Source organism: Nocardioides alkalitolerans DSM 16699 (assembly GCF_000426525.1).
In the GTDB taxonomy this organism is placed as follows: Bacteria; Actinomycetota; Actinomycetes; order Propionibacteriales; family Nocardioidaceae; genus Nocardioides; species Nocardioides alkalitolerans.
Window position 1 is genome coordinate 286,409 of the sequence record NZ_AUFN01000010.1, and the last position, 23,192, is coordinate 309,600.

The following is a 23,192-nucleotide window of genomic DNA, read 5'->3' on the forward strand; positions in this document are numbered from 1 at the left end:
GCCGACTATTCTCAACTTCGACTAACCAAGAGAGGTTTCGCAATGGATGCCGAAACTACCAATCAGGTGTCAACGACCGCCCTTGTGCTGATTGGCGCTGCGGGTGGAGTAGGCGCACTCATTGCCGGATTCGTGACCGCCTACGTGAACCACCTCAATGAGCGAAGAGTGGAACGGCGGGCCAAGACAGACTGGTACCGGAGTCGCAAGTACGAGGCGTTCTCCTCTCTGGCTGAGGCCGCAAACCTTTCAGGCGCGCTGAGATTAAGCAAGAAGAGAGTCATCGAAACAAAGCAAACGTGGAGTCGGCAAGATGAACTAGATGCCGCAGTTCTTGTCATTCAAGGAAATCAGATTAAAGCCCTGATGTTGTTACACCAGAGCAAACATGATGAATTTCGCGAACTCCTTACAAAACTACAGGAAGGAGAATTTACGGGTGACAGTTTCGCCAACACTAGACACGCTTTCGTCGCCTTTCTGCAAAAAGACCTTCTAGACACCGGCGCAAGAGAATCGCGGAAACAACGACGTTCGGCACGAAAGGCGACGACACCTCAACTTCTCTGAGGGTGAGGCCGCCTTGTTTCCCACCTGCCGCAGTTTGCATTTAGAAGAATCTTTGAGATAATTGTATTAACGTCAAACGGCCATGCCGCTGACGAATACAGAACAAGAGAGCAGAAAAACATGACACTAGAACAGATGGGCGCAAAGATTGATGCGCTAGAAGCAGAACTAAGAAGTTGGGATGAGCGATTCCTAGCACCTATGAACAAGACCATTGAAGACATTGAACAGGCTGGCGTTCGCATCGAGCGCATGAAGCATCGACTTAACACCCTTGAAGAAGAACTAGCGTAAACACAAACGCAGGGCCTTGAGTACCCCTCGCGTGGCCGTCTGCCCAAGACGCTGACTGACGCTTACCTGGCTGCTCACTGATTCCTCTCCCTGCAAGGCCCCACTGACCGCTAGGTTGGTGGGGTCTTGTCGTATCTGAGAGGGGAACACATGCCGTACAAGGTCGAGTCGCTGAGGGATATCTACTCGGAGAGGGCTAAGGGGTCATCGGCGGCTGAGGCGCTTCAGGACGCACTGCGAGAGGCTGAGTTGGAGGGCTGGCAGTTCGTGGGCTTTGCTCCCGTGGTGCCAGGGAAGAACCCTGAGTTCTCTCACCCGGCCATGCTCGTGTTCCACAAGCCTGAGAAGAAGAAGCCCGGTCAGGTCCACGGCGTCTGACCGTAGACATGAAGCAATGCCCCTCAGATTGATTCTGAGGGGCCTTTGCCATTTGTATGGGTCCGTGGGCCACTGACATTGCGCTAGGCCCTCACAGGGCATCCTGTGGCTTGGGAAAGATGGTGGGTGGCTCTACGGGCTAGGAATGAGGTAACCGGAGCACTTGGGTATGCCTACGGCACCCACCAGAAGCAGTTCGCCCGTTGATTGTTCCCGACATTTGGCCCTCTGCTTCTTATCTTTCAACTACTAGGAGTGGTCACAGTCGGGGTCATGTGACTGAATCTCAGGTGTCTTCTTCCTCTTAGGCCACCTGCGCTTCTCATCAGTGTGCAGTTGCTTCACCACAATCTGCATCATTGCCTCTACCTCGCGGACGATGTTGTCTCTAGCGTCACCCTCACCGTCAATGAAGCGGTCAATCGCGCCGTATTCGTCAATCTCGTTGAAGTTCGGAACCAACGAGTAGAGCAACACAAACTGTGGCTTCAGGGAGGCAACGATGACTGTCGGCTCTGGAACAGGTACCTGGTAGTGCACCGATGACACGACGTTAGTGATATCTCGGGCAACCTCGTATACGCGTTCGCGACGCCAGTTCTCACGTTCTCGCTCGGCGGCCTTACGTTGTGTGTAAACGACGCCAAGCAGACCAAGGCTGGCGGCGATTATGGCCCCTAGGACCGTGAACACGGGTGCCCATTCAGTCAGCATGACTGCATCCTCGCACTCCTAGGCAGTTCAGGCTGTCTCTTCCGGGGGCTCACTCTTGCCTGCATGACTGCCGTCTAGACCTGTGAGTAGTTTGATTGCACACGCCCTAGCAACCACCAGCTGACCAACAATGCCCGGACGGTCGCGTTCTTTGAAACTCTCCAAGACGTTGTGGGTCGCATGGAGAAGTTCGATTCTCAGAGGATTGCCTTGGGGAATTAAGGCGGCCGCCTTCTGAGCCTGCATTTCGTACTCGTTCAAGTACTCGTCGTAGTCGTCTTGACCTTGGTTGACAATGTTGGCTGCCTTGGTTGTCTGAGCCACCAAAGATGACAAGGCATCGAACTGCTTCTCTCGGTACCACTCCCGCTGTGAGCGCTCCTCCTGATGTGCCCGCTCCTCACGGGCACTCTGTAACGCGTGTGCTCGGTTGGCTTCTGCTTCGTCTGCCGCTGCCTTCTGAGCCTTCAACAGATTGTCTGTCTGGGCCTGGCGGTCGTTGCTGGCCTCTTCGGACGCTGCTAGTACCGCTTTTTCAGCGTCACTGGTTCGTGCTTCCCGGTCAGCCTTGGCGAGACGCGATTGCACATACAGACCAATGACCACTCCCACTAGCGTCACAAGGGCACCAAAGGCTACCCACGGGCCAGAGTTCGCCTTGGTCCACTCAGGTACGTCCGACAGTTTCAGCAGGACTGCGCCCACCACCACCAGCAGCACGACGGCTGCGACTCCCCCGCCAATCAGTCTTCTGCTCATACTAAATCCTTCCAGCGACGTAAAGCGTAGTCACCAGTAGATGTATCTCGTGGAAGTCGTAACGAGCATTTCTTGACACGCAAAAGTCAAGCGCCTCGAAAAGAGTCGTCATCTGGTTGGCGGCGTCTGGTTGAAGATGACCTACAACCTTGGCGTAGTGGTCCCGGCATCGAGCAAGGCTCTTCTGGTAGTCAATCCCTCCCGAAAACTCTTCTTCAAGCATCACTAGGTCCACCATGAATGGACCCGATAACTGTCGAATCTGCTTCTGTTTCTTGGCGTTCACGGTCTCCCCCGTCTACATTCGGTGACTTGAAGCATCTTGACACAGCAAGACCCCTCAGGTTGCTGCTTCTGAGGGGTTCACTGCACTGACTCAACCCAACCGATGACGGTCATTGGCTTCTTACACTCTGGGCACAGTCTCTTTGCTCTATTGCTTGTTAGGAGTGTTCAACAGTCCTGACAGTAGTAGAAATTATATGTCTTGGTCTTTGGCATATGCCTCAAACGTCTTTTCTATGTACCGGCTCTTTGCTTCAACTGCTGTGTTTGCCATAACAGGGACACGGCCAGCCGGCCCATGACATATCCACCATGTTTCGTCGTCTTCAATAATTTCGTTTGCTGCTTCGTTGGTTCTCTCGTAAGGGACTACTTCTACCTTAGAGGCGAACAGTTTCTTCTGTACTGCCACTCATGTTCATCTTCTCTCTGTTGTTTTGTACCCGGCCAGGGGCCGGACGGAATCGCTACGCTCATCCGTTGAACTCTTCTATCTACTAGTTAAGAAGGGATTGTCCATCTTCTCTTAACTATCAATCTTCTCTAACTAGCGGGCTTGCCCGCTTGGGGTGCGGGGCAAGCCCCGCGTGTACTGATTAGTTTGTTAGATGCTTATTTTTTAATAGACTGCACCTAGGGGCAGAGACTCTGTGGAAACAGGCCGACTTTAGTTCTCGCTTTCACAGGGGCTTCTGTGGTTCCTTGATTTATACGCACCACGCGCCGTGTTCCTGCTTATCTCTGGGCTCTGGAGTGGCTACCCGGTTCGGTTGGCTTGCCCGCTTTGCCTGCCCTGAGGCATAAAAAATGCCCCTCAAGACAACCACGACGAAATCTTGAGGGGCACCCGAATTGCTTCGGAAGACTGTGTATTTGCAAGCGTTCTGCCGTGGTTTCTTGCTATGTGTACTACTATACGCGACCTTGATTCCCAAGTCAAATTCTTGGTGCATTCCTAGGTCGTCAGGCGGTACATATCTAAGGTAACTCGGCTTGGTTCCCAACGCCAACTTGGAGCGTCACTTGGCGGACCGACCGAACCTCTTTTTCTTATCTTCTCCGACGACCACTTTCTTGGGTACGGTCGTGTTCCTCATATCCCTGGTCAGGACGGCCCAAAGCATAGTGCGGGCTTGCTGCATGCGCTTTTCAGTGATGTCAACCTCATTCAATTGCTTGCTCCACTTCAAGATATCGGGCCACGACTCATTCTCGTACAGCATGCCTGCGCGCTCCTGCCATTCCAAGACGCTCATGCGCACCTCAAGGTCATCCTGAGAAATCGTGGGCTCCCGGCCTTGCGCTCTCATCGTGCTTTGAACCAGCCTATTTAGCGCATCTCGATGCGTCATAAAGACCAACTTCGAATACGCCTCGTACTTCTTCTCTCGGTACCACTCGATAGTTGCGCGCTCTTTGGCGCGATTCTCGTTGCGGCTGTTGACCCAAGCCGTCACTAGGCCAGCCACCAAGGCACCCATTCCGCCAGAAGCACCGATGAGGAACAGTGCCAGTGTCGATACTTGGTTCTCCATACCTCAATCCTACCGCTAATGCCAGGAATGGTCCAGAATATTCGTCTCTAATTTGCTTCATAAACGGTTCTGCCTCATTATTGATACTAACGGCAAACCTTTCCATTCCCGACAGAGCAGGAGGTGCGTCGATTACAGAAAACAAGCACGCAGAGCAGGCACGAGCAGCCTTCCTGCAAGACCTGGCAGCGTGACAAGGCCGGTAGGGGAACTCACTCCCCTACCGGCCCCTTCTGTGCATGTGCTCCTCAGGGACGCTCCTGATGGGAACCAACGACCTGGCAGGCACCCATGTGGCAACCGGCTCCTGGTCCACGTAGACAACGTGAGCCCACCACTCAGCACCCCGCTTCTCCCATGCGAGCACGAAGCCCTGCCACGGCACCTCCCAGCGGAAGCGACGCAGCACCCACACATGGCGGGTGGTCTTGGGGATGGGCCAGCGCTCCCGACGAGAAGGGTTCATGCCCATTGCTCATCGTAGTGGTTGAGTCGAACGCCTGTTCGATGGAGGTTGGCTAGAAGTGTGTTCCATGCACTCGCTACCTCTAACGGCCCCAACAATTGACCCTTCTGGTCTGGGCCACTCCCAATGTTCTGAGCCCGCACAAAGGGCCTCTGACCTGCAAGGATGCCTTCACAACCAGCCTCCCAGGTGATAGGGTGGACGCCTTGGCAACGACAACTAGGAGGCGTGCCAGCACCGATAGGAGATACAAAATGACGAATGATGATGCACTAGAGCCACCGGTGACCGATGAGGCTCCTGACTACCTCGACTCTCTACCGCCCGAGACGCTGGCAGAGACCCTTGACCGCTACGTGGAGTTCCACAAGCGGTTCGTGTACCACCCCAACGAGTCCACCCATGACCTAGCGGTCCTGTGGGCTGCGCACACACATGCCATGCCGACCTGGCGGGCGACTCCCCGTCTGTTCATCGTGGCCCCTGAGCCTGGCTGCGGTAAGACCACTCAGGCTGAGGTCATCTCGTTCGGTTCTCACAACGGCCAGCGAGCAGGCACCACAAGCACGGCTGGGCTGTTCAACATCGTCACGTCGCGCACGGTGTTCCTGGACGAGAACCAGAACCTGTTCACGTCTCACCCTGAGCGCAAGGTGCTCACTGCGGTCATCAACGACGGCTACAAGCCAGGGGGCCACGTTCTGCGCAAGTCCGGCCCCATCCCGGTCTACGGCGCTTTGGCGTTCGCGGGCATCGAGAACGGCTCCATGCCTCAGGACACGCGTCAGCGCTGCATCCCAATCCAGATGAGGATTGGCGAGCCAGCAGAGTGGTTTGACCCGGCTGACCACGAGGACTACCAGCGCGAGTTGCAGGCACGCCTGGCGGGCCATGAGTACGTCAACGTCCGACCAGCCAAGGTCAACCGTGAGAACGAAATCTGGGTGCCTCTGCTGTCCATCGCTGAGGCTGCCGGAGCGGACTGGCCTGAGCGAGTCCTGAGAGCACAGAAGCACCACAACTGGCCTAACGAGCACAACGAGCAGAAGGCTGTGCTTGCTGTCATCCGAGAGTGGTTCGATGAGCACCACGTAGACCGTGTGGCTTCGTCTGTGCTGGCCGACTACATCACCCGGGACGACCGACTGCCCAACGTGACTGCCAAGTCTCTGGCTGGTCGCATGAAGGGCTACGGCGTGCAGCCACGCAAGATTTCGTCCTCCTTCTACTTCAGGAGAGACCTAGAGCCGGTGTGGGATGAGTGGCTTCCCGAACGGCCTGAACAGGCACAAGCAGCCTGAGTTTATGTAGCAACACAAAGACCCGGTGGGATTCGTCCCACCGGGTCTCTTGCTGTCTCGACCCTCCCCATCCTCCCGACTACCGTCGAGCACATGCCGTCTGTCCTAGTGGTCCACCACTCCCCCACGAGCAGCGTCCGAGCACTCACAGATGCTGTGGTGGCTGGGTGCAACGACCCCGAGATTGAGGGGGTAGACGTGGTGGTTAGGAAGGCTGCTGAGGCCAGCGTGGACGACGTTCTGAGCGCATCGGGCATCGTCTTGGGTACCTCAGTCCACTTCGGCTACATGAGTGGGATGCTCAAGGACTTCTTCGACCGCACCTTCATGCACGTGGGTGGCGACCTGGGGCAGACAGACCCCACTGGAACCTCCCCATCCTCCCTAGTTGACGCTGATAGGGTGTCTTCAGAGTCGAACTTCGGCTACATGGCGGGCGCGCTCAAGCACTTCTTCGACTCCACGTTCCTCGAGATCGGCGGGTCGCTCGCCGACGACGGGGCCGCGGGCGGGCCGGGCGGCTCGGGAAAGCTGCCGTTCGGCCTCTACGTCCACGGCCGGTACGACGCGGAGGGCGCCGTCCGTTCGGTGCTCACGATCGCGGGGGCGCTGCCGTGGCGCCGGTCCGCGGAGGTGCTCGCGGTGCTGGGTGACGTGGACGACGCCGACACGGCCGCGGCGTACGAGCTGGGCGGTACGATCGCGGCGCTGGCCGCGGGATGACCCCGGTCGGCCCGCCCGCACCCCGCGCCGAGGAGCTCGTCACCGTGCCACCCGTCCGCTCCCGCCGTTCCGGCCGGGCGACCCTCACGGCGCTGGCCGCCCTCGTGCTCGTCGCCACCGCCGCCTGCACCACCGACGGCCAGGGCTCCGACCCCGATCCCGACCAGGTGGACGCGGTCGAGCCGCCCGAGCTGGGCGCCTGCCGCGACCTCGTGCCCGACGACGTGGCGCAGCCGACCAACGCCACCACCACGGTCGACTGCGGCGAGTCGCACACCGCTGAGACCTACAAGGTCGGCAACCTGCCGCCCGAGCTCGAGGAGGTCGAGTACGACTCCCGCTCGCTCGGGGCCTGGGCCTACCGCACCTGCAGCACGGCGTTCGAGGAGTTCCTCGGCGCGGACGAGTCCGTCGTCATGCGCGCCGGCGTCAGCTGGGCCTGGTTCCGGCCGTCGGAGGCGGCGTGGGAGGACGGGGCCCGCTGGTACCGCTGCGACATCGTCGGCGGCGGCGCGACCTCCGAGGAGTACGTCGAGCTGCCCGAGACGGCCCAGGGCCTGCTCGTGGGCGCCCAGCCGGAGGACCGCTGGATGATCTGCGCCGACGGCGCCGACGTGAACGACTCCCCCCGCGTCCCGTGCTCCGAGCCCCACACCTGGCGCGCCGTCACGACGGTGCGGCTCGGCGACGACACGACGGAGTACCCCGGCGACCAGGTCGTCGAGGTGCGCTCGCGCGACTTCTGCTCCGAGTCGGTGAGCGCGTGGCTGGGCTACCCGCTCGACTACGACTTCGGCTACACGTGGTTCGGCGAGGGCCAGTGGTCGGCGGGCAACCGCCGGTCGATCTGCTGGGCGAAGACCGAGCTGTGAGGCCGGCTCTCCCGCGTACGGCGGCGCTCGCCGCCGCGCTCGTGCTGACGCTCGCCGGGTGCAGCGGCGGTGGCGAGGACTCCCCCGAGGCCGCGCCGACGTCGTCCGCCACGTCGACCACGGCCACCCCGGCGCCGACGGCCACCGCCGTGCCCCGCCCCGAGGTCGGCGCCTGCTACGCACTCACGTACGAGGAGGCGGTCGCACCGACCACCGAGACCCCGGCCGGTGACTGCGCCCAGACCCACACCGCCGTGACGTACGGCGTCGGCGTCCTCGACACGTACGTCGGCGGCCACCTCCTGGCCGTCGACTCCGCGCAGGTCACCGCGTCCGTCGCGGCGGCCTGCCCGTCGGGGCTGGCGTCGTACCTGGGTGCGGACGAGGACGCGCTGCGGCTCAGCGTCCTGCGGCCGGTCTGGTACTCCCCCACGCTCGAGCAGTCCGACGCCGGCGCGGACTGGTACCGCTGCGACGTCATCGCCGTCGTCGCCGACCAGACGCTGGGCGAGCTGCCGGCCACGATGGAGGGCGTGCTCGCCACCGACGCGGGCGCGGCGTGGGGCCTCTGCGGCACCGACCGCCCGGGCGCCGAGGGCTTCGCGCGGGTCGCCTGCGCGGCCGACCACACCTGGCGGGCCGTGGACGTCGTCGACCTCGGTACGACGTACCCCGGCGCCGCCGAGGCCGAGGCGGCCGGCAGCGAGCCGTGCCAGAGCGTCGCCGCAGGCCTCGCCGAGGACGCGCTCGACTACGAGTGGGGCTACGAGTGGCCCACCCCCGAGCAGTGGACGGCCGGCCAGACCTACGGCATCTGCTGGGCGCCCGCGTAGCGCTCGTGCGTCAGAGGTCGACACTGTCGCGCTAGGGCGGCAGCAGCTACCGAGAGACCCGCGGCCCGTCGGGGCTCAGAACCCCAGGCGGCGCAGCTGGCGGGGGTCCCGCTGCCAGTCCTTCGCGACCTTGACGTGCAGGTCGAGGTAGACCGGCGTGCCGAGCATGGCCTCGATGTTCTTGCGGGCGGCCGTGCCGACCTCCCGCAGGCGGGCGCCCTTGTGGCCGATCATGATCCCCTTCTGGGAGTCCCGCTCGACGAAGAGGTTGGCGTGGATGTCGAGGAGCGGCTTGTCGTCGGGGCGGTCGGGTCGCAGCCGCATCTCCTCCACCACCACCGCGATGGAGTGCGGCAGCTCGTCGCGCACGCCCTCGAGGGCGGCCTCGCGGATGAGGTCGGCCGCGATGTCCTCCTCGGGCGTGTCGGTGAGCTCGCCGTCGGGGTAGAGCGGCGGGCCCTCCGGCAGCTGGCCGACGAGGAGGTCGGCGAGCAGGGCGACCTGGTCGCCGCCCGTCGCCGAGACGGGGATGATCTCGGCCCACTCGGTGTTGGTCGCCCGGCCCAGCTCGGCGATCGCGAGCAGGTGCTCGCCGATCTGCTCGGGGGTCGCGAGGTCGGTCTTGGTGGCGATCGCGACCTTGGTGGTCTTCTTCACCTTCGCGAGCTCGTTGACGATGAAGCGGTCGCCGGGACCGATCTTCTCGTTGGCCGGGAAGCAGACGGCGACGACGTCGACCTCGGCCCAGGTGGTCGTCACCAGGGCGTTGAGGCGCTCGCCGAGCAGCGTGCGCGGCCGGTGCAGGCCCGGGGTGTCGACGAGGATCAGCTGGGCGTCGTCGCGGTGCACGATGCCGCGCACGACCGTGCGGGTGGTCTGGGGGCGCGAGCTCGTGATCGCCACCTTGGTGCCGACGAGCGCGTTCGTCAGCGTCGACTTGCCCGCGTTGGGGCGACCGACGAACGAGGCGAACCCGGAACGGAACCCCTCCGCCTTGGGCTCGGATCCGATCATCGCTGCTCCTCCTGCTCGCGGGCGGCGTCGTACGCCGCCCAGATCTGCTCGTCGGTGTGACCAGCAGCCTTGCCCGCCCGCCAGATGGGGCCGGGGTCGACGGCGCGGGGCTGCCGCTTCTGGCCTCCCCCTCGCCAGTAGCCCATGACGTCGTACGCCGTGCTCGGCAGCTTCACGACGCGCATGAGGTGCTTGCGGATGGCCCGCATCTGCGCGGACTCCCCCGCCATCCAGAAGTAGCCCTCGCCCTCGGGCCACGTGATCTGCTCGACCACCGCGGCGAGGTCGCTGTCGGTGGTCGACGGCGGCGACGACCACGTGACGTCGGTGCCGTCGGGCAGGTAGCCGGCCAGCTCGTCGGGGCTGTCGGGCACCTCCGCCCAGACGCGCACCGGCAGCTCGGGGTGCGTGGTCGCCAGCGTCTCGAGGGTGCGGGCGATCGCGGGCAGACCGGTGAGGTCGCCGACGAGCAGCACCCACGCCGCACCGTCGGGCAGCGTGAACGACGACTTGGGCTCGAGGAGCGTCACCTCGTCGCCGGTGCAGTCGCGCAGGGCCCACTCGGTGACGAGGCCGGTCTCGTGGACCACGACGTCGAGCACGAGGGCGCCGTCGCCGTCGTACGCGGTCGGGTCCCAGGAGCGCACGGTGTAGTAGCGGCTCTGGAACTGGCCCGGCACCACGAGGCCGACCCACTCGTCGGGGACGCCGGTGGACGCGAACGCCCGCAGGCCGGGGCCGGAGAGCACGAGGCGCACCAGGTGCGGGGAGAGCTGCTCACGTCGTACGACGCGCGCGACGAACTGCTGGGCCCGGGTGCTCACCGGGTGCATCCTAGGCGCGGTCAGGCCGAGGCATCGAACCCTGGCGGCAGGGTCAGGATCTCCGCGCCCTCGTCGGTGATGGCGATCGTGTGCTCGGTGTGGGCGGTCCGGCAGCCGGTCGCGCTCCGCAGCGTCCAGCCGTCGGCGTCGACCACCAGCTCGTCGGTGTCGGCCATCACCCAGGGCTCCAGCGCGAGCAGCAGACCGGGGCGCAGCTTGTACCCCCGGCCGGGTCGGCCCGTGTTCGAGACGTGCGGGTCCTGGTGCATGGTCGAGCCGATGCCGTGGCCGCCGAACTCGGTGTTGACGGGGTAGCCGGCCTCGGTGAGCACCGTGCCGATCGCGTGGGAGAGGTCGCCGATGCGCGCCCCGGGACGCGCGGCGGCGATGCCGGCCGCGAGGGCACGCTCGGTGGTCTCGATCATCGCGAGACTCTCGGCGGGCCGGGAGGTGCCGACGACGAAGCTGATCGCCGCGTCGGCCGCGACCCCGTCGAGCAGCACGGCGAGGTCGAGCGTCAGCAGGTCGCCGTCGGCGAGCGCCAGGTCGTGCGGCCGACCGTGCAGCACGGCGTCGTTGACGGCCGTGCAGACGTGGTGCCCGAACGGGCCACGACCGAAGGAGGGCGCGTAGTCGACGTAGCAGGACTCCGCCCCCGCCTCCCGGATCATCTGCGCGGTCCACCGGTCGAGGTCGAGCAGGTTCGTGCCCACCGTGCTGCGCTCCCGCAGCGTCGCCAGGATGCGGCCGACCAGGGCGCCGGTCTCCCGGGCGCGGGCCACCTTGACGGGGTTCAAGATCTCGATCATGCGGCACCTCTCGCCGTTCGGATAACTATCCCGGCAATGTTATCCCGGTACTACTATCGGGCCCATGGTCAGGCTGCCCCTCTCCCCCGCCGAGGTCGAGCGCGGACAGCGTCTCGGCGCCCTCCTGCGCCGCGCCCGCGGTGACCGCCCGATGCTCGAGACCGCCCTGCTGGCCGGGGTCTCCCCCGAGACCCTGCGCAAGATCGAGTCGGGCCGGGTCGCCACCCCGGCCTTCCCCACCGTCGCGGCGATCGCCGACGTCCTGGGGATCTCCCTCGACGAGGTGTGGGCCGAGATCAGCGGGCCCGACCGTGCGGGCGCCACCCCGGCCGCCGGTCGCGGATAACCGTTTGCCGCGACGACCCCCGCGTGGTCGCCTGGACCGCATGGCTGCCCTGACCCTGCGACCGCTGCGCGCGGCCGACGAGGCCGAGGCGCTGCGCGCCCACGACGAGCTCGCTGCGGACGGCTTCGAGCTCCTGCTCGGCTGGGAGCCCGGCCTGTCCTGGGCCGACTACCTGGTGGCCGTCGAGCGCACCGAGCAGGGCGTCGGCCTCGCTCCCGGCCGCGTCCCGGCGTCCTTCCGCGTCGGCGTGGTCGACGACCGGATCGTCGGGCGTGCCTCGATCCGGCACCGGCTCACGCCGTACCTGCTGGAGGTGGGCGGGCACATCGGGTACGGCGTCCGCCCCGCCGACCGGCGCCAGGGGCACGCGACCGCGATGCTGCGGCTCTCGCTCGACCTGGTGCGCGACCTCGGCGTCGACCGTGCGCTCGTCACCTGCGACGACGACAACGTCGGCTCGATCCGCACCATCGAGCGGTGCGGCGGCGAGCTCGAGGACACGCGCTCCGACGCCGGTGTGCTGAAGCGGCGCTACTGGGTGCCGACGGGCTGAGGAGCCGCCGCTGTCCCGTCAGCCGATCGGCCAGCTGACGGGCTCGGCGACCGGCGTGGTCGGCGAGACGTGTGCCCACTGGATCGTCGCGGGCTCGCCGGGCGAGAGGAACTGCAGGGCACAGCCGCGCATCTGGGCGTCCTCGCCGAACGCCTGGGCCTTGTAGACCTCCTCGCACGCACCCTCGGGGAGGCCGCCGAAGGTCAGGAAGACCCCGCTGTCGAGGTCGGTGCCGCTGGCGTCGAGCACGTCGAACGCCGTCACGTCGGGCTGCTGCGCCACCGGACCGTTCACGTAGCGCGCGGTGAAGGCGATGTAGTACGGCACGGCGTCGCCGACGGTGGCGAGGTTCTCCGCGTCGAGCTCGAAGTCCTCGATCGAGCCCTCGACGACCTCCTCGATCTCGACCTCGGCGGTGAACGCCACCTCCTCGGCGTCCGACGTGATGCCGGGGACCAGGACCGTGGCGGGAGTCGTGAGGTCGGCCTGGGCGCCGGTCGAGAGCACCGACGGGTCGAACGGCACTTCGGTCGTGCTGCCGTCGGCGAGGCCGAACTCGCTGTTCGCGAGCACCCCGGTGCGCGGAGCCTCCGTCGAGGGGCCGTCGGAGGCGTCGCCGTCGCTGCCCCCGCACGCGGCGAGCGCCAGGGCGAGGACGAGGCTGGTGGGGACGGCGAGGAGCGCGCGGTTCATCGTGACCTTTCGGACGGATCTGGTGGGCGGCCCCGGAGGACCGGCCGCTCCCTACCCCGCCCGGACAGTGCTCACCCCTCCACGGCGGGGGACCCGCACGTGGCGGCCGTCACGTCGACGTCCGGACCGAGATCCCCGCTCAGGCCGAGGGCGTCCCCGGCTCGCGCCACATCCCGATCGGGTCGGCGGTGCCGTACGCCGGCACGGGCCCCCGCGAGACGAGGCCGAACTTCTCGTAGAACGGCACGTTCTCGGGAGTCGAGGACTCGAGGTAGACGCCGAGGCCCGCCTCGTCGGCCCGGGCCAGGCCGTGGCGCAGCAGTCGGCCGCCGACGCCCCGCCCCCGCGCAGACGGGGAGGCGCCGAGCAGGTGCAGGTACCAGTGCGCCTCGGCCGGCCGGTGCTGCACGGCCGAGCGGTCGGTGCGGGCCGCCTGGAGGATGCGGGTGCCGAACGCCCGCGCGTACGTCGGGAGCCCGGTCAGCGGACGCCACGGCGAGAGGGTGAACCCCGGCGGCTCCCAGAGCGCCACGCCGAGGAGCGTGCGGTCGTCGGCGTCGATCGCGAGGTCGACGGCGCCGCCGCCCGCCAGGCCGTCGGCGAGCAGCAGCCGGAAGAGGATCTCGAGGCGCCGCTCGGGCTGGTCGGGGCGCCCGTCCTTGCCCCTCGCCAGCATGCCCGTGGTGTGCGGGTCGGTCGCGAACGCCTCCGCCAGCACCTTCGCCACGGGAGCCTCCGGCACCCAGGACGACGCGACGATCCGGACGTCGCCAGGCTGCGACTGCATGGGGGTTCTCCTCGGGACGGGCGGCGGGGCGGACGGCAGGGGTGGAGCACCGTCCGCCCGCATGCTCCCTCAGACGCCGAAGGTGTGTCGCAGCGGGTAGCCGCTGGCGCCCTTCTCGTCGGCCTTCGTGGCGAGGATCTGGTGGAGCTGGATCTCGTTGCGCTCGAACGCGATCCGCGACCCGGTCATGTAGATGCCCCACACCTTCGCGGTGCCCTCGCCGACCTCGGCGACGGCCTCGTCCCAGTTGCGCTCGAGGTTCTCCGACCACCCCTGCAGCGTCTTCGCGTAGTGCATGCGGAGGTTCTCGGTGTGCTGCACCTCGAGACCCGCGTCCTGCGCGTCCATCACCATGCGGCCCGAGCCCGTCAGCTCGCCGTCGGGGAAGACGTAACGGTCGATGAACGCGCCGGTGCGCGTCGGCAGGTTGTGCGCGCGGGTGATGGAGTGGTTGAGCAGCCGGCCGCCCGGACGCAGGCGCCCGTGCAGGAACTCGAAGTACGACGGGTAGTTGCGCACGCCGATGTGCTCGCTCAGCCCGATCGAGCTGACCGCGTCGAAGTCGCCCTCGACGACCTCGCGGTAGTCGAGGTGGCGGACCTCGGCCAGGTCGCCCAGGCCGTCGCGGTCGATGGCCTCCTTGGCCCACTGGGCCTGCTCGAGGCTGAGCGTCACGCCGAGGGCCCTGACGCCGTACTCCTTCGCGGCGTGGCGCACCATCCCGCCCCAGCCGCAGCCGACGTCGAGCAGCCGCATGCCCGGCTTGAGGTCGAGCTTGCGCGCGACGAGGTCGAACTTCGCCGTCTGCGCCTCCTCGAGCGTCGCGTCGGCGGTCTCGTAGACCGCGCAGGTGTAGGCCATCGACGGCCCGAGCACCAGCTCGTAGAAGCGGTTGGAGACGTCGTAGTGGTGGTGGATCACCTCGGCGTCACGGGTCAGCGAGTGGCGCAGGCCCTCGACCGCCCGACGCCAGCGCGGCAGGTGCTCCTGCGGCGGCACCGGCGGCGGCTTGAGGTGCTGGAGCCCGAGGCCGCGCAGCAGCCGGAGCGCCTCGCCGGGCGTCGGGCGGCGGAACGACAGCTGGCTCAGCAGCAGGGTGAGCGCGTCGTACGGGTTGCCCGGGTGGACACCCGACACCTGCAGGTCGCCCATGACGTAGGCCCGCGCGATGCCGAGGTCGCCGGGCGCCGTGAGGATGTAGGAGAGGCCGCGCTCGTTCGCGAGGTGGAGGCCGACCGCGGCGTCGGCGGGGCCGGCCGAGGAGCCGTCGTACGCCGTGAACCGCACCGGCATGCCGTGCTTCATCAGCGAGCCGATGGCGTCGCCGATGGTGAGGGTGGTGGGGGTGGTGGGGCTCGTCACTTCTGGCGCACCGCCTTCTCGTAGAGGGTCGACAACCGGTCGTCCGGGTCGTAGGTCTTCTTCACGACCGCCAGGTGGCTGCCGTTGTAGAGCTGCTCGAAGGTGGCGGCGTCGTAGAACGCCTCCGAGTAGAGCGACTTGTGGCCGTCGAGCTCGTGCACGCGCGCCTCGATGGCGCGGTTGGTGGGCGCGTCCGCGGCGCCGGGACCGACCTGGACCGTGCCCCAGAAGCCGGCGTTGACGTACGTCGTGCCCGGCTCCAGCGGGTACGACGACCACGTGCGGGCGCTGCCGGGGCCGTCGGGCTCGCGCAGCCGCAGCGGGCACAGCCAGACGGGCCGCATGCCGACGGCGTCGTCGAACCAGGTGAGGAACTCCGCGATCCGGCCGACGGGCACCTCGATGTCCTGCACCACCCGCTCGCGCTCGGGCAGCTTCTTCCACCGGTCGAGGCGGGCGACGATGCCGAACCGCGTGTCGAGGCCGACCAGCCGGTGGTAGACGTCGGAGCGCCGCTTGGAGCGGGGCCACAGGCGCCGTACGCGCGGCTGGTGCAGGCCGAACGCGCCCGAGCACCAGAACCAGTCGGTGTCCCAGCGCCAGAGGTAGTCGAGCACCGTCATCAGGTCGGTCTCCCGCTGCTGCAGCGAGCGGTAGAAGATCTCGTCGACGTACGTCGAGGGCCTCGGCTCGGGCCGGGCCGCCGCCTCGTCGGCGGTGCACCAGCGGGCGAGGGTCAGGTAGAGCTCGTCGGGCGTGAACGCGACGCCGTCGAGACCGTCGACGCGCGCGCCCTCCCAGGTGCGGCTCGTGGAGATGGCCTCGACCGCCTCCGCGAGACGCACGGGGTCGTCGAAGCGCACGTGGCGCAGGGCGACGTACGGCGGGACCGCCTCGAGCTCGATGCGCAGCCGCGTCGCGTAGCCCAGCGAGCCGTACGAGTTCGGGAAGGCGTCGAAGAGGTCGGCGTGCTCGCCCGTCGGCCGCGCCGTGACGATCTCGCCGGCGCCGGTGAGCACGTCCATCTCCAGGACGCTCTCGTGCGGCAGTCCGTTGCGGAACGACGTCGACTCGATGCCCAGCCCGGTGACCGCGCCACCCAGCGTGATGGTGCGCAGCTGCGGCACGACCAGCGGGATGAGGCCGTGCGCGAGGGTGGCGTCGACGAGGGTCTCGTAGGTGCACATGCCCTGGACGTCGGCCGTTCGGGCCTCGGGGTCGATCGAGATGACCCCGTCGAGCCCGGTGACGTCGAGCCCGGGGGCCTTCGTCGCCGCGCGCGAGCGGAAGAGGTTCGACGTGCGCTTGGCGAGCCGCACCGGCGCCCCCGCGGGCAGCGCCTCGTACGAGTCCAGCAGCGCTCGTGTCGCGGCCTGGTGTGCGTGTTCTCCGACCGTGCTCACGGATCCGACACTAGACCGCTCAGATGACGGTGGTGTACCGACTTTGGTCGGGGTTGTTGTAGATCACAACCAATCCGGTCAGGTGTGCGTCACACCGGCGACGACGCCCTTCGGGTCCCCGACGCGCACCGGTACGCCGGGCCCGGCCAGGTCGCGGACCGCGTCCAGGTCGGCGGCGGTCACGGCCCCCGACTCCCCCAGGACGACGGCGGCCTCGAGCGACCGGGCGCCCGACGCGACGGCCATGGCCACGCAGACCCCGAGCGCGCTGACCTGGAGCGACGGCAGTGCGACGGTGGCGGCGGCGTACGTGCGCCCGTCCTGGTCGCGGACCGCGGCCCCCTCGTCGGCCCGGGTGCGGGCGCGCGTCGAGCGGGCCAGCGTGACGAGCTTCCCGTCCTCGGCGCTCAGCTCGGGGGTGTCGGGCTGCAGGTCGCTCATGCGTCCTCCTTGTCGGCGCCCGCGCGGACGCCGGGGCGCTCCTCGGCGAGGCGGGTGATGACGACGGTGCTGATCTTGTTGCGGCGCCCGCGGGTGCCCTCGGCGCGGAACTCGAGCCCGTGCGCCTCGACCGTGGATCCCGGGATGGGCACGAGGCCCAGGTGCTTCGCCATGAGGCCGCCGACCGAGTCGGCGTCCTCCTCCTCGATGTCGTAGCCGTCGAAGAGGTCGTCGAGGTGGTCGATCGGGAACCGCGAGGAGACGCGGTAGGTGTCGTCGGAGACCTGCTCGACCTCGATCTCGTCCACGTCGTACTCGTCGGTGATCTCGCCGACGATCTCCTCCAGGATGTCCTCGATCGTCACGATGCCGGCGGTGCCGCCGTACTCGTCGACGACCACGGCGATGTGCTGGCGCGAGGCCTGCATCTCGGTGAGGAGCGCGGCGACGGGCTTGGAGTCGGGCACGTGGTGCACGGGACGCAGGTGGTCCTCGATGCGCTCGGTGATGTCGGCGTCGCCGTCCTGGTCCTCGAAGTCGAGGCGGGCGACGTCCTTGAGGTAGGCGAAGCCGACGACCTCGTCGAGGTTCTCCCCGATCACCGGCAGGCGCGAGTAGCCGCTGCGCAGGAAGAGCGACATCGTCTGGCGCAGGTTGCGGTGGCGCTCGACGAACACGACGTCGGGGCGCGGCACCATCACCTCGCGGGCGATCGTGTCGCCGAACTCGAAGACCGAGTGGATCATCTTGCGCTCGCCCGACTCGATGACCGCGGACGCCTCCGCCATGTCGACCAGCTCGCGCAGCTCGGTCTCGGTCGAGAACGGACCCTCGCGGAAGCCCTTGCCCGGCGTGATCGCGTTGCCGACCAGGATCAGGAGCCGCGGGATGGGTCCCAGCAGCTTGGTGAGCGTCCAGACGGGGGCGGCCGAGTTCAGGGCCACGAACTCGGGGTGCTGTCGGCCGAGCGTGCGGGGCGCGACACCCACCACCACGAAGGAGGCGACGAGCATGATCGCCACGGTGATGACGACGCTCCCCCAGAAGCTGTCGACCGCCTCGTCGACCCGCAGGGTCACGAGCACGATGGCGAAGACCTCGGCCAGCAGGCGCAGCAGGATCAGCGAGTTCAGGTAGCGGGCCGGGTCGTCGAGGATCCGGCGCAGGAACACCGCACCCGCCCGGCGTTCGCCGACCAGCTCCTCCGCCCGCGCCCGGGAGAACCGGGACAGGGCGGCGTCCGCGGCCGCGAGCAGACCCGCGAGCGCGACGAGAGCGGCGGCCGCGGCGATGATCCAGACGTCGCTCATGACGCCGATCCTCTCAGGATCGGCTGCGCCAGCGGACCAGCAGGTCGTCCTGCAGGCCGAACATCTCCTTGTGCTCCTCCGGCTCGGCGTGGTCGTAGCCCAGGAGGTGCAGGATGCCGTGAACGGTCAGCAGCTCGATCTCGGCGAGCGCGCCGTGCCCGGCGGTCTCGCCCTGGCGCGCCGCCACGGCGGGGCAGAGGACCAGGTCGCCCAGGACGCCCTCCTCCGGCTCCGCCCCGACATCGCCCGGACGCAGCTCGTCCATCGGGAAGGAGAGCACATCGGTCGGGCCCTCCTTCTCCATCCACTGCTCGTTGAGCTCGGCGATGGTGGCCTCGTCGACGATCTTGATGCAGAGCTCGGCCTCGGGGTGGACGCGCATCTCGTCCATGACGAAGCGCGACAGACGGGCGAGGTTCTCGCCGTCGACGGCCTCGGCGCCCTCCAGCTCGGACTCGTCGAGGATCTCGATGCTCACGAGCCGTGGCCCCCTCGCGGCGTACGACGCGCGGCCGGCGCCGCGACGGCGGCCGGCGCGCTGGAGCGGGCGTCGAACTCGTCGTACGCCGCCACGATGCGCGCGACCAGGCGGTGACGCACGACGTCGCTGCTGGTGAGGCGGTTGAACGACACGTCCTCGACGCCCTCGAGGATGTCCTCGACCACGCGCAGGCCGGACTTGGCGCCGCTCGGGAGGTCGGTCTGGCTCGTGTCGCCGGTGACGACGATGCGCGACCCGAAGCCGAGCCGGGTGAGGAACATCTTCATCTGCTCCGGCGTCGTGTTCTGCGCCTCGTCGAGCACGATGAACGCGTCGTTGAGCGTGCGGCCGCGCATGAACGCCAGCGGCGCGACCTCGATCGTGCCCGAGGCCATCAGCTTCGGGATCGTCTCGGGGTCCATCATGTCGTGGAGCGCGTCGTAGAGCGGGCGCAGGTAGGGGTCGATCTTCTCGCTGAGCGTGCCGGGCAGGTAGCCGAGCCGCTCCCCCGCCTCGACGGCCGGGCGCGTGAGGATGATCCGGTTGCAGTCCTTGCTCTGCAGGGCCTGCACCGCCTTCGCCATGGCGAGGTAGGTCTTGCCCGTGCCGGCCGGACCGATGCCGAACGTGATCGTGTGGGTGTCGATCGCCTCGACGTACTTCTTCTGGTTGACCGTCTTCGGACGGATCGTGCGGCCGCGGTTGCTGAGGATGTTGAGGCTCAGCACGTCGGCCGGGCGCTCCGTCGTCTCGGCGCGGAGCATGCCGATCACCCGCTCGACGGTCTCGGACGTGACGCCCTGACCGGTGCGGATGATCGTGACCAGCTCCTCGAGGAGGCGCTCGGCGAGCGCGATCTCGGGCGGCTCGCCCAGCAGCGAGATGCGGTTGCCCCGCACGTGGACCTCGGCCGCGAACGCCCGCTCGATGGTGGCGAGGTGCTCGTCACCCGGTCCGAGCAGGCTGACCATGTCGATGCTGTTGGGGACGGTCACCGTGTGGCGGGTGGCGGTCTGCGATTCAGTCATGGATGCCCGGTGGGGCGGCCCTTCTGGTGCGTGGACGCGAACCCCTCCATCGTACGTCGCGGCTCCCGGCCCCCGGCCAGTCGTTTTACCGGAGCGCGGTACGAGGCTCAGGCGGGCCACCCCATCGTCTCGCCGCCCAGCACGTGGAGGTGGGCGTGGAAGACGGTCTGCCCGGCGTCGGCGCCCGTGTTGAAGACGAGGCGGTAGCCGGAGATGCCCTCGGCGTCGGCGATGGCCTGGGCGCTGGTGAGGAGGTCGGCGGCCACGGTCGGCTCGGCGGCGGCGAGCGCGGCCGCGTTCGGGTGGTGGCTGCGGGGCACGACGAGCACGTGCGTCGGCGCCACCGGGTTGATGTCGCGGAACGCCAGGGTCGTGGCGGTCTCGTGGACGACCGTGGCAGGCACGTCGCCGGCGACGATCTTGCAGAACAGGCAGTCCGCGTCAGCACTCATGGAGGTCACGGTAGCGACCGTCTCCCGTCCTCCGCGTGTCAACCGTCCGAGGCGGTCGCGCGTCGAACTAGCGTGACCACGACCATCGCCCGGACGGCACCGAGGGGGTACCGGATGAGCAGCCGCGACGAGGCCGGCGCCCTGCGCTCCTCCGCGCCCGCCCGGTGGTCGGCCGACGAGGCGCTCGTGACGCTGTACGGCGCCCACTGGCACCAGCTCGTGCGGCTCGCGGTGATGCTCGTGCGCGACCAGGGCACCGCCGAGGAGGTGGTGCAGGACGCGTTCGTCGCCATGCACGGCCGGTGGTCGCGGCTGCGGGAGGCCGACAAGGCGCTCGCCTACCTGCGCCGCAGCGTCACCAACGGCGCCCGCTCGGTGCTGCGTCACCGGACGGTCGTCGACCGCCACGCCGAGCAGCTGCGCCACCGCCCGGCCGACGTCGTGCCCGGCGCCGACCACGCCGCCGTCAGCAGCGCCCGGCGGGAGGCCGTGCTCGACGCGCTCGCCGCCCTGCCGCAGCGCCAGCGCGAGGTCGTCACCCTCCGCTACTACCTCGACCTCTCCGAGGCCGAGATCGCCAGCACGCTCCGCATCAGTCGCGGAGCCGTCAAGAGCCACGCCTCGCGCGCCGCGACCGCCCTGCGCACCCGTCTCGGAGACACCTGGACGGAGGGCTCGGCATGAGCACCCCCCACGACCCGCACGAGGCCGCACGCCTGCGCGCCCTGCTCGACGAGGCCGCCGAGGGCGTCACGCCCGGCGACGGGCTGGCCGACATCCGACGGCGTACGGCGCGCGGCGGGCACGCGCGGCGTCGTACGCCTGCTCCCTGGTGGTACGCCGTCGGTGGCGCCGTCGCCGCGACCGTCCTGGTCGCGGTGGGCATCTCCGTGGTCGGCGGGCCGGACGACCGCGAGGACCCCGTCGCCGACGACCCGAGCAGCACGGAGTCGATGGGGATCGCGAGCGGGTCCGGCTCGCCCACACCGTCCGGGACGACGCCGGCGCCGTCCGGCGAGGCCGTCCAGATGCCCGTCTACTACGTGGTGGACGGCCCGCGGTGGGCGGCGCTCGTCGCCGCTCCCGAGACGCTGCTGGTCGAGGGGGACGCCATCGGCCGGGCAGCGGTGCAGCAGGCCCTCGACGGGCCGCCCTCCGACCCCGACTACCGCACCGTCTGGCCGGCCGGCACCACGGCAGACGTGGTCTACCAGGGCAACGAGTCGTCGGGCACGTGGACGGTCGAGCTCACCAACGACGACGTCGACCTGGGCGCCGTACCGGACGGGTGGACCGACCGGGAGGTGGACGTCGCCCTGTGGCAGCTGGCCTACACCCTGCGGGCCACGACCCGGTCGACCACCGCGACCGGGGTGCCCGCCGACTTCACGGTCGAGGTGGCGGGAGCGGACGGGTCGGGCCAGCTGCTGGGCCGGCCGGGGGGCGAGGTCCCGTTCGCCGAGTTCGAGACGCAGGCGCTGCACCTCGTCAACATCGACGAGCCGTCCGAGGGTCGGGCCGTGCCCGAGGACGTCCTCCAGGTGAACGGCGTCGCGAGCTCGCCGGAGAACAACGTGCCGTGGGAGCTGCGCCGCGACGGCGAGGTCGTGCTGTCGGGGTTCGCGACCGCCGAGGGCGACGTCACGACGAACGTCCTCCTGCCCTGGTCGACCGAGATCGACGTCTCCGGTCTCGAGCCCGGCTCCTACGAGCTCGTCGCCATGACCGAGGACGCGTCCGGCGGCGAGGGCGCCGGCCCCTCCGAGGACACCCGCACCGTCGTCGTCGAGTGACCGCCCCGACCCGCTAGCGTCAGCCGCGTTCCCCTTCCCCCGGGACGCCGAACGAAAGGCAGCCTGATGAACGTCCGCCGTACCGCCGCACCCCTGGCGACCGCCGCCGTCCTCGCCCTCGCGCTCACCGCGTGCGGGGACGACTCCTCCGACACCGCGGACGACCCGGCCGGCACGCCGTCGGCCTCCGCGTCGTCCGCTCCCCCGTCGACCGAGGAGAGCCCGACCACCGACACCTCGTCGGAGCCGGCCGGCTCCCTCACCGTGCCGGTCTACTACGTGGCCCAGGGCCCGCTCGGCGACCGGCTCGTCCGCGAGTTCCACGCCGTCACCGGCACCGACCCGGTCACGGCCGCGGCGGCCGAGCTCGCGGCGCAGCCCCTGGACCCCGACTACACCTCGTACGCCGACTGGGTCGAGGGCGCCACGGTCGCCGACGGCACCATCAGCGTCACGGTCGCCGACGACCCGTCCGTCACCGACGAGGCGGCCCGGGACCTCGCGGTCCAGCAGGTCGTCTACACCGTGCAGGCCGCCGCCGGCCAGCGCCTCCCCGTCGAGTTCGTGGACGCCTCCGGCGCCCCCGCCACCGCGGTGGCCGACGGCCCCGTCGAGGCGGCGGACGAGCTCGACACCCTCCTGCTGGTCAACATCACGGACCCCGCCGAGGGCACCATCGTCTCCGGCTCCTTCACCGCGACCGGCCGTGCGAGCTCGTTCGAGGCCAACCTGTTGTGGGAGGTCCGCTCCGGCGACGAGGCCGTGCTCGACGGCTTCACCACCCACGGCGGCGACTGGATGACCGGTCTCGGCGAGTGGAGCGTCGAGGTCGACGTCTCGTCCCTCGAGCCCGGCACCTACACGTTCGCCGCGCTCACCGACGACCCGTCGGGCGGCGAGGGCCCTGGCGCGTCCGAGGACACGAAGACCATCGTCGTCGAGTGACGTCTCGCTCCACCTGACATCCCGACGGCCCGGCGGCGCTTGCTGCCGGGCCGTCGGCATGTCCGGGTCAGCACGCTCGTCCGGTGGAGGAGGGGCGGGCGCGGGGCTGCCGGTGGGTGTGGAGCGAGCGCGCCTGGTAGGTGAGGAGCGGGCGCGGTGCTGCCGGTGGGTGAGGGGCGGGCGCAGCCTGCGCGATGGGTGAGGGGCGAGCGCAGCGCGTC

26 protein-coding genes are annotated in these 23,192 nt (G+C 68.1%); 11 read left to right on the forward strand and 15 right to left on the reverse strand.

Features of this window, described 5'->3' with window-relative positions; genetic code table 11:
• The first annotated feature begins 42 nt into the window (after positions 1–42).
• Positions 43–570, forward strand: a complete 528-nt coding sequence (locus tag K329_RS30615) for a hypothetical protein (protein WP_157571523.1) — start codon at positions 43–45, stop codon at positions 568–570.
• Between the two features lie 444 nt (positions 571–1,014).
• Positions 1,015–1,242, forward strand: coding sequence for a hypothetical protein (locus tag K329_RS0102060; protein ID WP_028471752.1), 228 nt, complete (start codon positions 1,015–1,017; stop codon positions 1,240–1,242).
• Between the two features lie 249 nt (positions 1,243–1,491).
• On the opposite strand, the gene K329_RS30620 is transcribed toward K329_RS0102060, so the two are convergent.
• From K329_RS30620 to K329_RS0102070, 3 genes are all read right to left on the reverse strand, one after another.
• Positions 1,492–1,956 (reverse strand): hypothetical protein, encoded by a 465-nt coding sequence (locus K329_RS30620; protein WP_157571524.1) that lies wholly within the window; start codon positions 1,954–1,956, stop codon positions 1,492–1,494.
• Positions 1,957–1,983: 27 nt separating this feature from the next.
• Entirely contained in the window at positions 1,984–2,715 is a 732-nt protein-coding gene (locus tag K329_RS30625) for a gluzincin family metallopeptidase (protein WP_157571525.1), read from the reverse strand.
• A gap of 1,304 nt (positions 2,716–4,019) precedes the next feature.
• Positions 4,020–4,535, reverse strand: a complete 516-nt coding sequence (locus tag K329_RS0102070; RefSeq protein WP_028471754.1) for a Rossmann-fold NAD(P)-binding domain-containing protein — start codon at positions 4,533–4,535, stop codon at positions 4,020–4,022.
• A 720-nt stretch (positions 4,536–5,255) separates the two neighbouring features.
• Here K329_RS0102070 and K329_RS0102080 point away from each other — a divergent pair.
• From K329_RS0102080 to K329_RS24035, 4 genes are all read left to right on the forward strand, one after another.
• Positions 5,256–6,302 (forward strand): DUF3631 domain-containing protein, encoded by a 1,047-nt coding sequence (locus tag K329_RS0102080; protein WP_084540922.1) that lies wholly within the window; start codon positions 5,256–5,258, stop codon positions 6,300–6,302.
• Positions 6,303–6,395: 93 nt separating this feature from the next.
• On the forward strand, positions 6,396–7,025 hold the full coding sequence (locus K329_RS31590) for a flavodoxin family protein (protein WP_028471757.1): 630 nt from the start codon (positions 6,396–6,398) through the stop codon (positions 7,023–7,025).
• A 44-nt stretch (positions 7,026–7,069) separates the two neighbouring features.
• A complete protein-coding gene (locus K329_RS24030; RefSeq protein WP_245596410.1) occupies positions 7,070–7,897 on the forward strand; it encodes a septum formation family protein in 828 nt (275 codons plus the stop codon).
• Positions 7,894–8,730, forward strand: coding sequence for a septum formation family protein (locus tag K329_RS24035; protein WP_245596411.1), 837 nt, complete (start codon positions 7,894–7,896; stop codon positions 8,728–8,730). The genes K329_RS24030 and K329_RS24035 overlap by 4 nt, the downstream gene beginning before the upstream one ends.
• Before the next feature lie 75 nt (positions 8,731–8,805).
• Here K329_RS24035 and era read toward each other — a convergent pair whose 3' ends face one another.
• From era to map, 3 genes are read right to left on the reverse strand one after another with little or no spacing between them, the layout of a single operon-like run.
• Positions 8,806–9,744, reverse strand: a complete 939-nt coding sequence (gene era, locus K329_RS0102100; protein WP_028471758.1) for a GTPase Era — start codon at positions 9,742–9,744, stop codon at positions 8,806–8,808.
• The gene (locus tag K329_RS0102105; protein WP_425411464.1) at positions 9,741–10,577 is read right to left on the reverse strand and encodes a siderophore-interacting protein; all 837 of its coding nucleotides are present in this window, start codon (positions 10,575–10,577) and stop codon (positions 9,741–9,743) included. Before K329_RS0102105 ends, era begins: the two co-directional genes overlap by 4 nt.
• A gap of 11 nt (positions 10,578–10,588) precedes the next feature.
• Positions 10,589–11,377, reverse strand: a complete 789-nt coding sequence (gene map / locus K329_RS0102110; RefSeq protein WP_028471760.1) for a type I methionyl aminopeptidase — start codon at positions 11,375–11,377, stop codon at positions 10,589–10,591.
• Between the two features lie 64 nt (positions 11,378–11,441).
• Here map and K329_RS0102115 point away from each other — a divergent pair, with 64 nt between their 5' ends.
• Both K329_RS0102115 and K329_RS0102120 read left to right on the forward strand, forming a co-directional pair.
• A complete protein-coding gene (locus K329_RS0102115) occupies positions 11,442–11,723 on the forward strand; it encodes a helix-turn-helix transcriptional regulator (protein ID WP_028471761.1) in 282 nt (93 codons plus the stop codon).
• A 40-nt stretch (positions 11,724–11,763) separates the two neighbouring features.
• Positions 11,764–12,276, forward strand: coding sequence for a GNAT family N-acetyltransferase (locus K329_RS0102120; protein WP_028471762.1), 513 nt, complete (start codon positions 11,764–11,766; stop codon positions 12,274–12,276).
• An 18-nt stretch (positions 12,277–12,294) separates the two neighbouring features.
• Here K329_RS0102120 and K329_RS0102125 read toward each other — a convergent pair whose 3' ends face one another.
• The 9 genes from K329_RS0102125 to K329_RS0102165 all read right to left on the reverse strand — a co-directional run bounded on the left by K329_RS0102125 (position 12,295) and on the right by K329_RS0102165 (position 20,233).
• Positions 12,295–12,969, reverse strand: coding sequence for a hypothetical protein (locus K329_RS0102125; protein WP_028471763.1), 675 nt, complete (start codon positions 12,967–12,969; stop codon positions 12,295–12,297).
• Between the two features lie 139 nt (positions 12,970–13,108).
• Entirely contained in the window at positions 13,109–13,756 is a 648-nt protein-coding gene (locus K329_RS24040) for a GNAT family N-acetyltransferase (protein ID WP_043641892.1), read from the reverse strand.
• 69 nt (positions 13,757–13,825) lie between these two features.
• Positions 13,826–15,118: a class I SAM-dependent methyltransferase gene (locus K329_RS0102135; protein WP_028471764.1), complete on the reverse strand. Its 1,293-nt coding sequence runs from the start codon at positions 15,116–15,118 to the stop codon at positions 13,826–13,828.
• Positions 15,115–16,521 (reverse strand): FAD-binding oxidoreductase, encoded by a 1,407-nt coding sequence (locus K329_RS0102140; RefSeq protein WP_052336261.1) that lies wholly within the window; start codon positions 16,519–16,521, stop codon positions 15,115–15,117. The genes K329_RS0102135 and K329_RS0102140 overlap by 4 nt, the downstream gene beginning before the upstream one ends.
• Positions 16,522–16,599: 78 nt before the next feature.
• Positions 16,600–16,962: a hypothetical protein gene (locus tag K329_RS0102145; RefSeq protein ID WP_028471766.1), complete on the reverse strand. Its 363-nt coding sequence runs from the start codon at positions 16,960–16,962 to the stop codon at positions 16,600–16,602.
• The gene (locus tag K329_RS0102150; protein WP_043641893.1) at positions 16,959–18,272 is read right to left on the reverse strand and encodes a hemolysin family protein; all 1,314 of its coding nucleotides are present in this window, start codon (positions 18,270–18,272) and stop codon (positions 16,959–16,961) included. The genes K329_RS0102145 and K329_RS0102150 overlap by 4 nt, the downstream gene beginning before the upstream one ends.
• Positions 18,273–18,285: 13 nt before the next feature.
• On the reverse strand, positions 18,286–18,750 hold the full coding sequence (gene ybeY, locus K329_RS0102155) for an rRNA maturation RNase YbeY (protein ID WP_028471768.1): 465 nt from the start codon (positions 18,748–18,750) through the stop codon (positions 18,286–18,288).
• The gene (locus K329_RS24045) at positions 18,747–19,781 is read right to left on the reverse strand and encodes a PhoH family protein (RefSeq protein WP_052336262.1); all 1,035 of its coding nucleotides are present in this window, start codon (positions 19,779–19,781) and stop codon (positions 18,747–18,749) included. Before K329_RS24045 ends, ybeY begins: the two co-directional genes overlap by 4 nt.
• 107 nt (positions 19,782–19,888) lie before the next feature.
• Entirely contained in the window at positions 19,889–20,233 is a 345-nt protein-coding gene (locus K329_RS0102165) for a histidine triad nucleotide-binding protein (RefSeq protein ID WP_028471769.1), read from the reverse strand.
• Positions 20,234–20,347: 114 nt separating this feature from the next.
• Between K329_RS0102165 and K329_RS0102170 the strand changes: the two genes are divergently transcribed.
• The 3 genes from K329_RS0102170 (at position 20,348) to K329_RS0102180 (ending at position 22,971) form a co-directional block, all read left to right on the forward strand.
• Complete coding sequence (locus tag K329_RS0102170; protein ID WP_028471770.1) at positions 20,348–20,917, forward strand: SigE family RNA polymerase sigma factor; 570 nt, start codon at positions 20,348–20,350, stop codon at positions 20,915–20,917.
• Positions 20,914–22,026 carry a Gmad2 immunoglobulin-like domain-containing protein gene (locus K329_RS0102175; protein ID WP_028471771.1) on the forward strand — a complete coding sequence of 371 codons (1,113 nt, stop codon included), beginning with the start codon at positions 20,914–20,916 and terminating at the stop codon, positions 22,024–22,026. The genes K329_RS0102170 and K329_RS0102175 overlap by 4 nt, the downstream gene beginning before the upstream one ends.
• Positions 22,027–22,092: 66 nt before the next feature.
• Positions 22,093–22,971 (forward strand): Gmad2 immunoglobulin-like domain-containing protein, encoded by an 879-nt coding sequence (locus K329_RS0102180; RefSeq protein WP_028471772.1) that lies wholly within the window; start codon positions 22,093–22,095, stop codon positions 22,969–22,971.
• Positions 22,972–23,192: the final 221 nt, after the last annotated feature.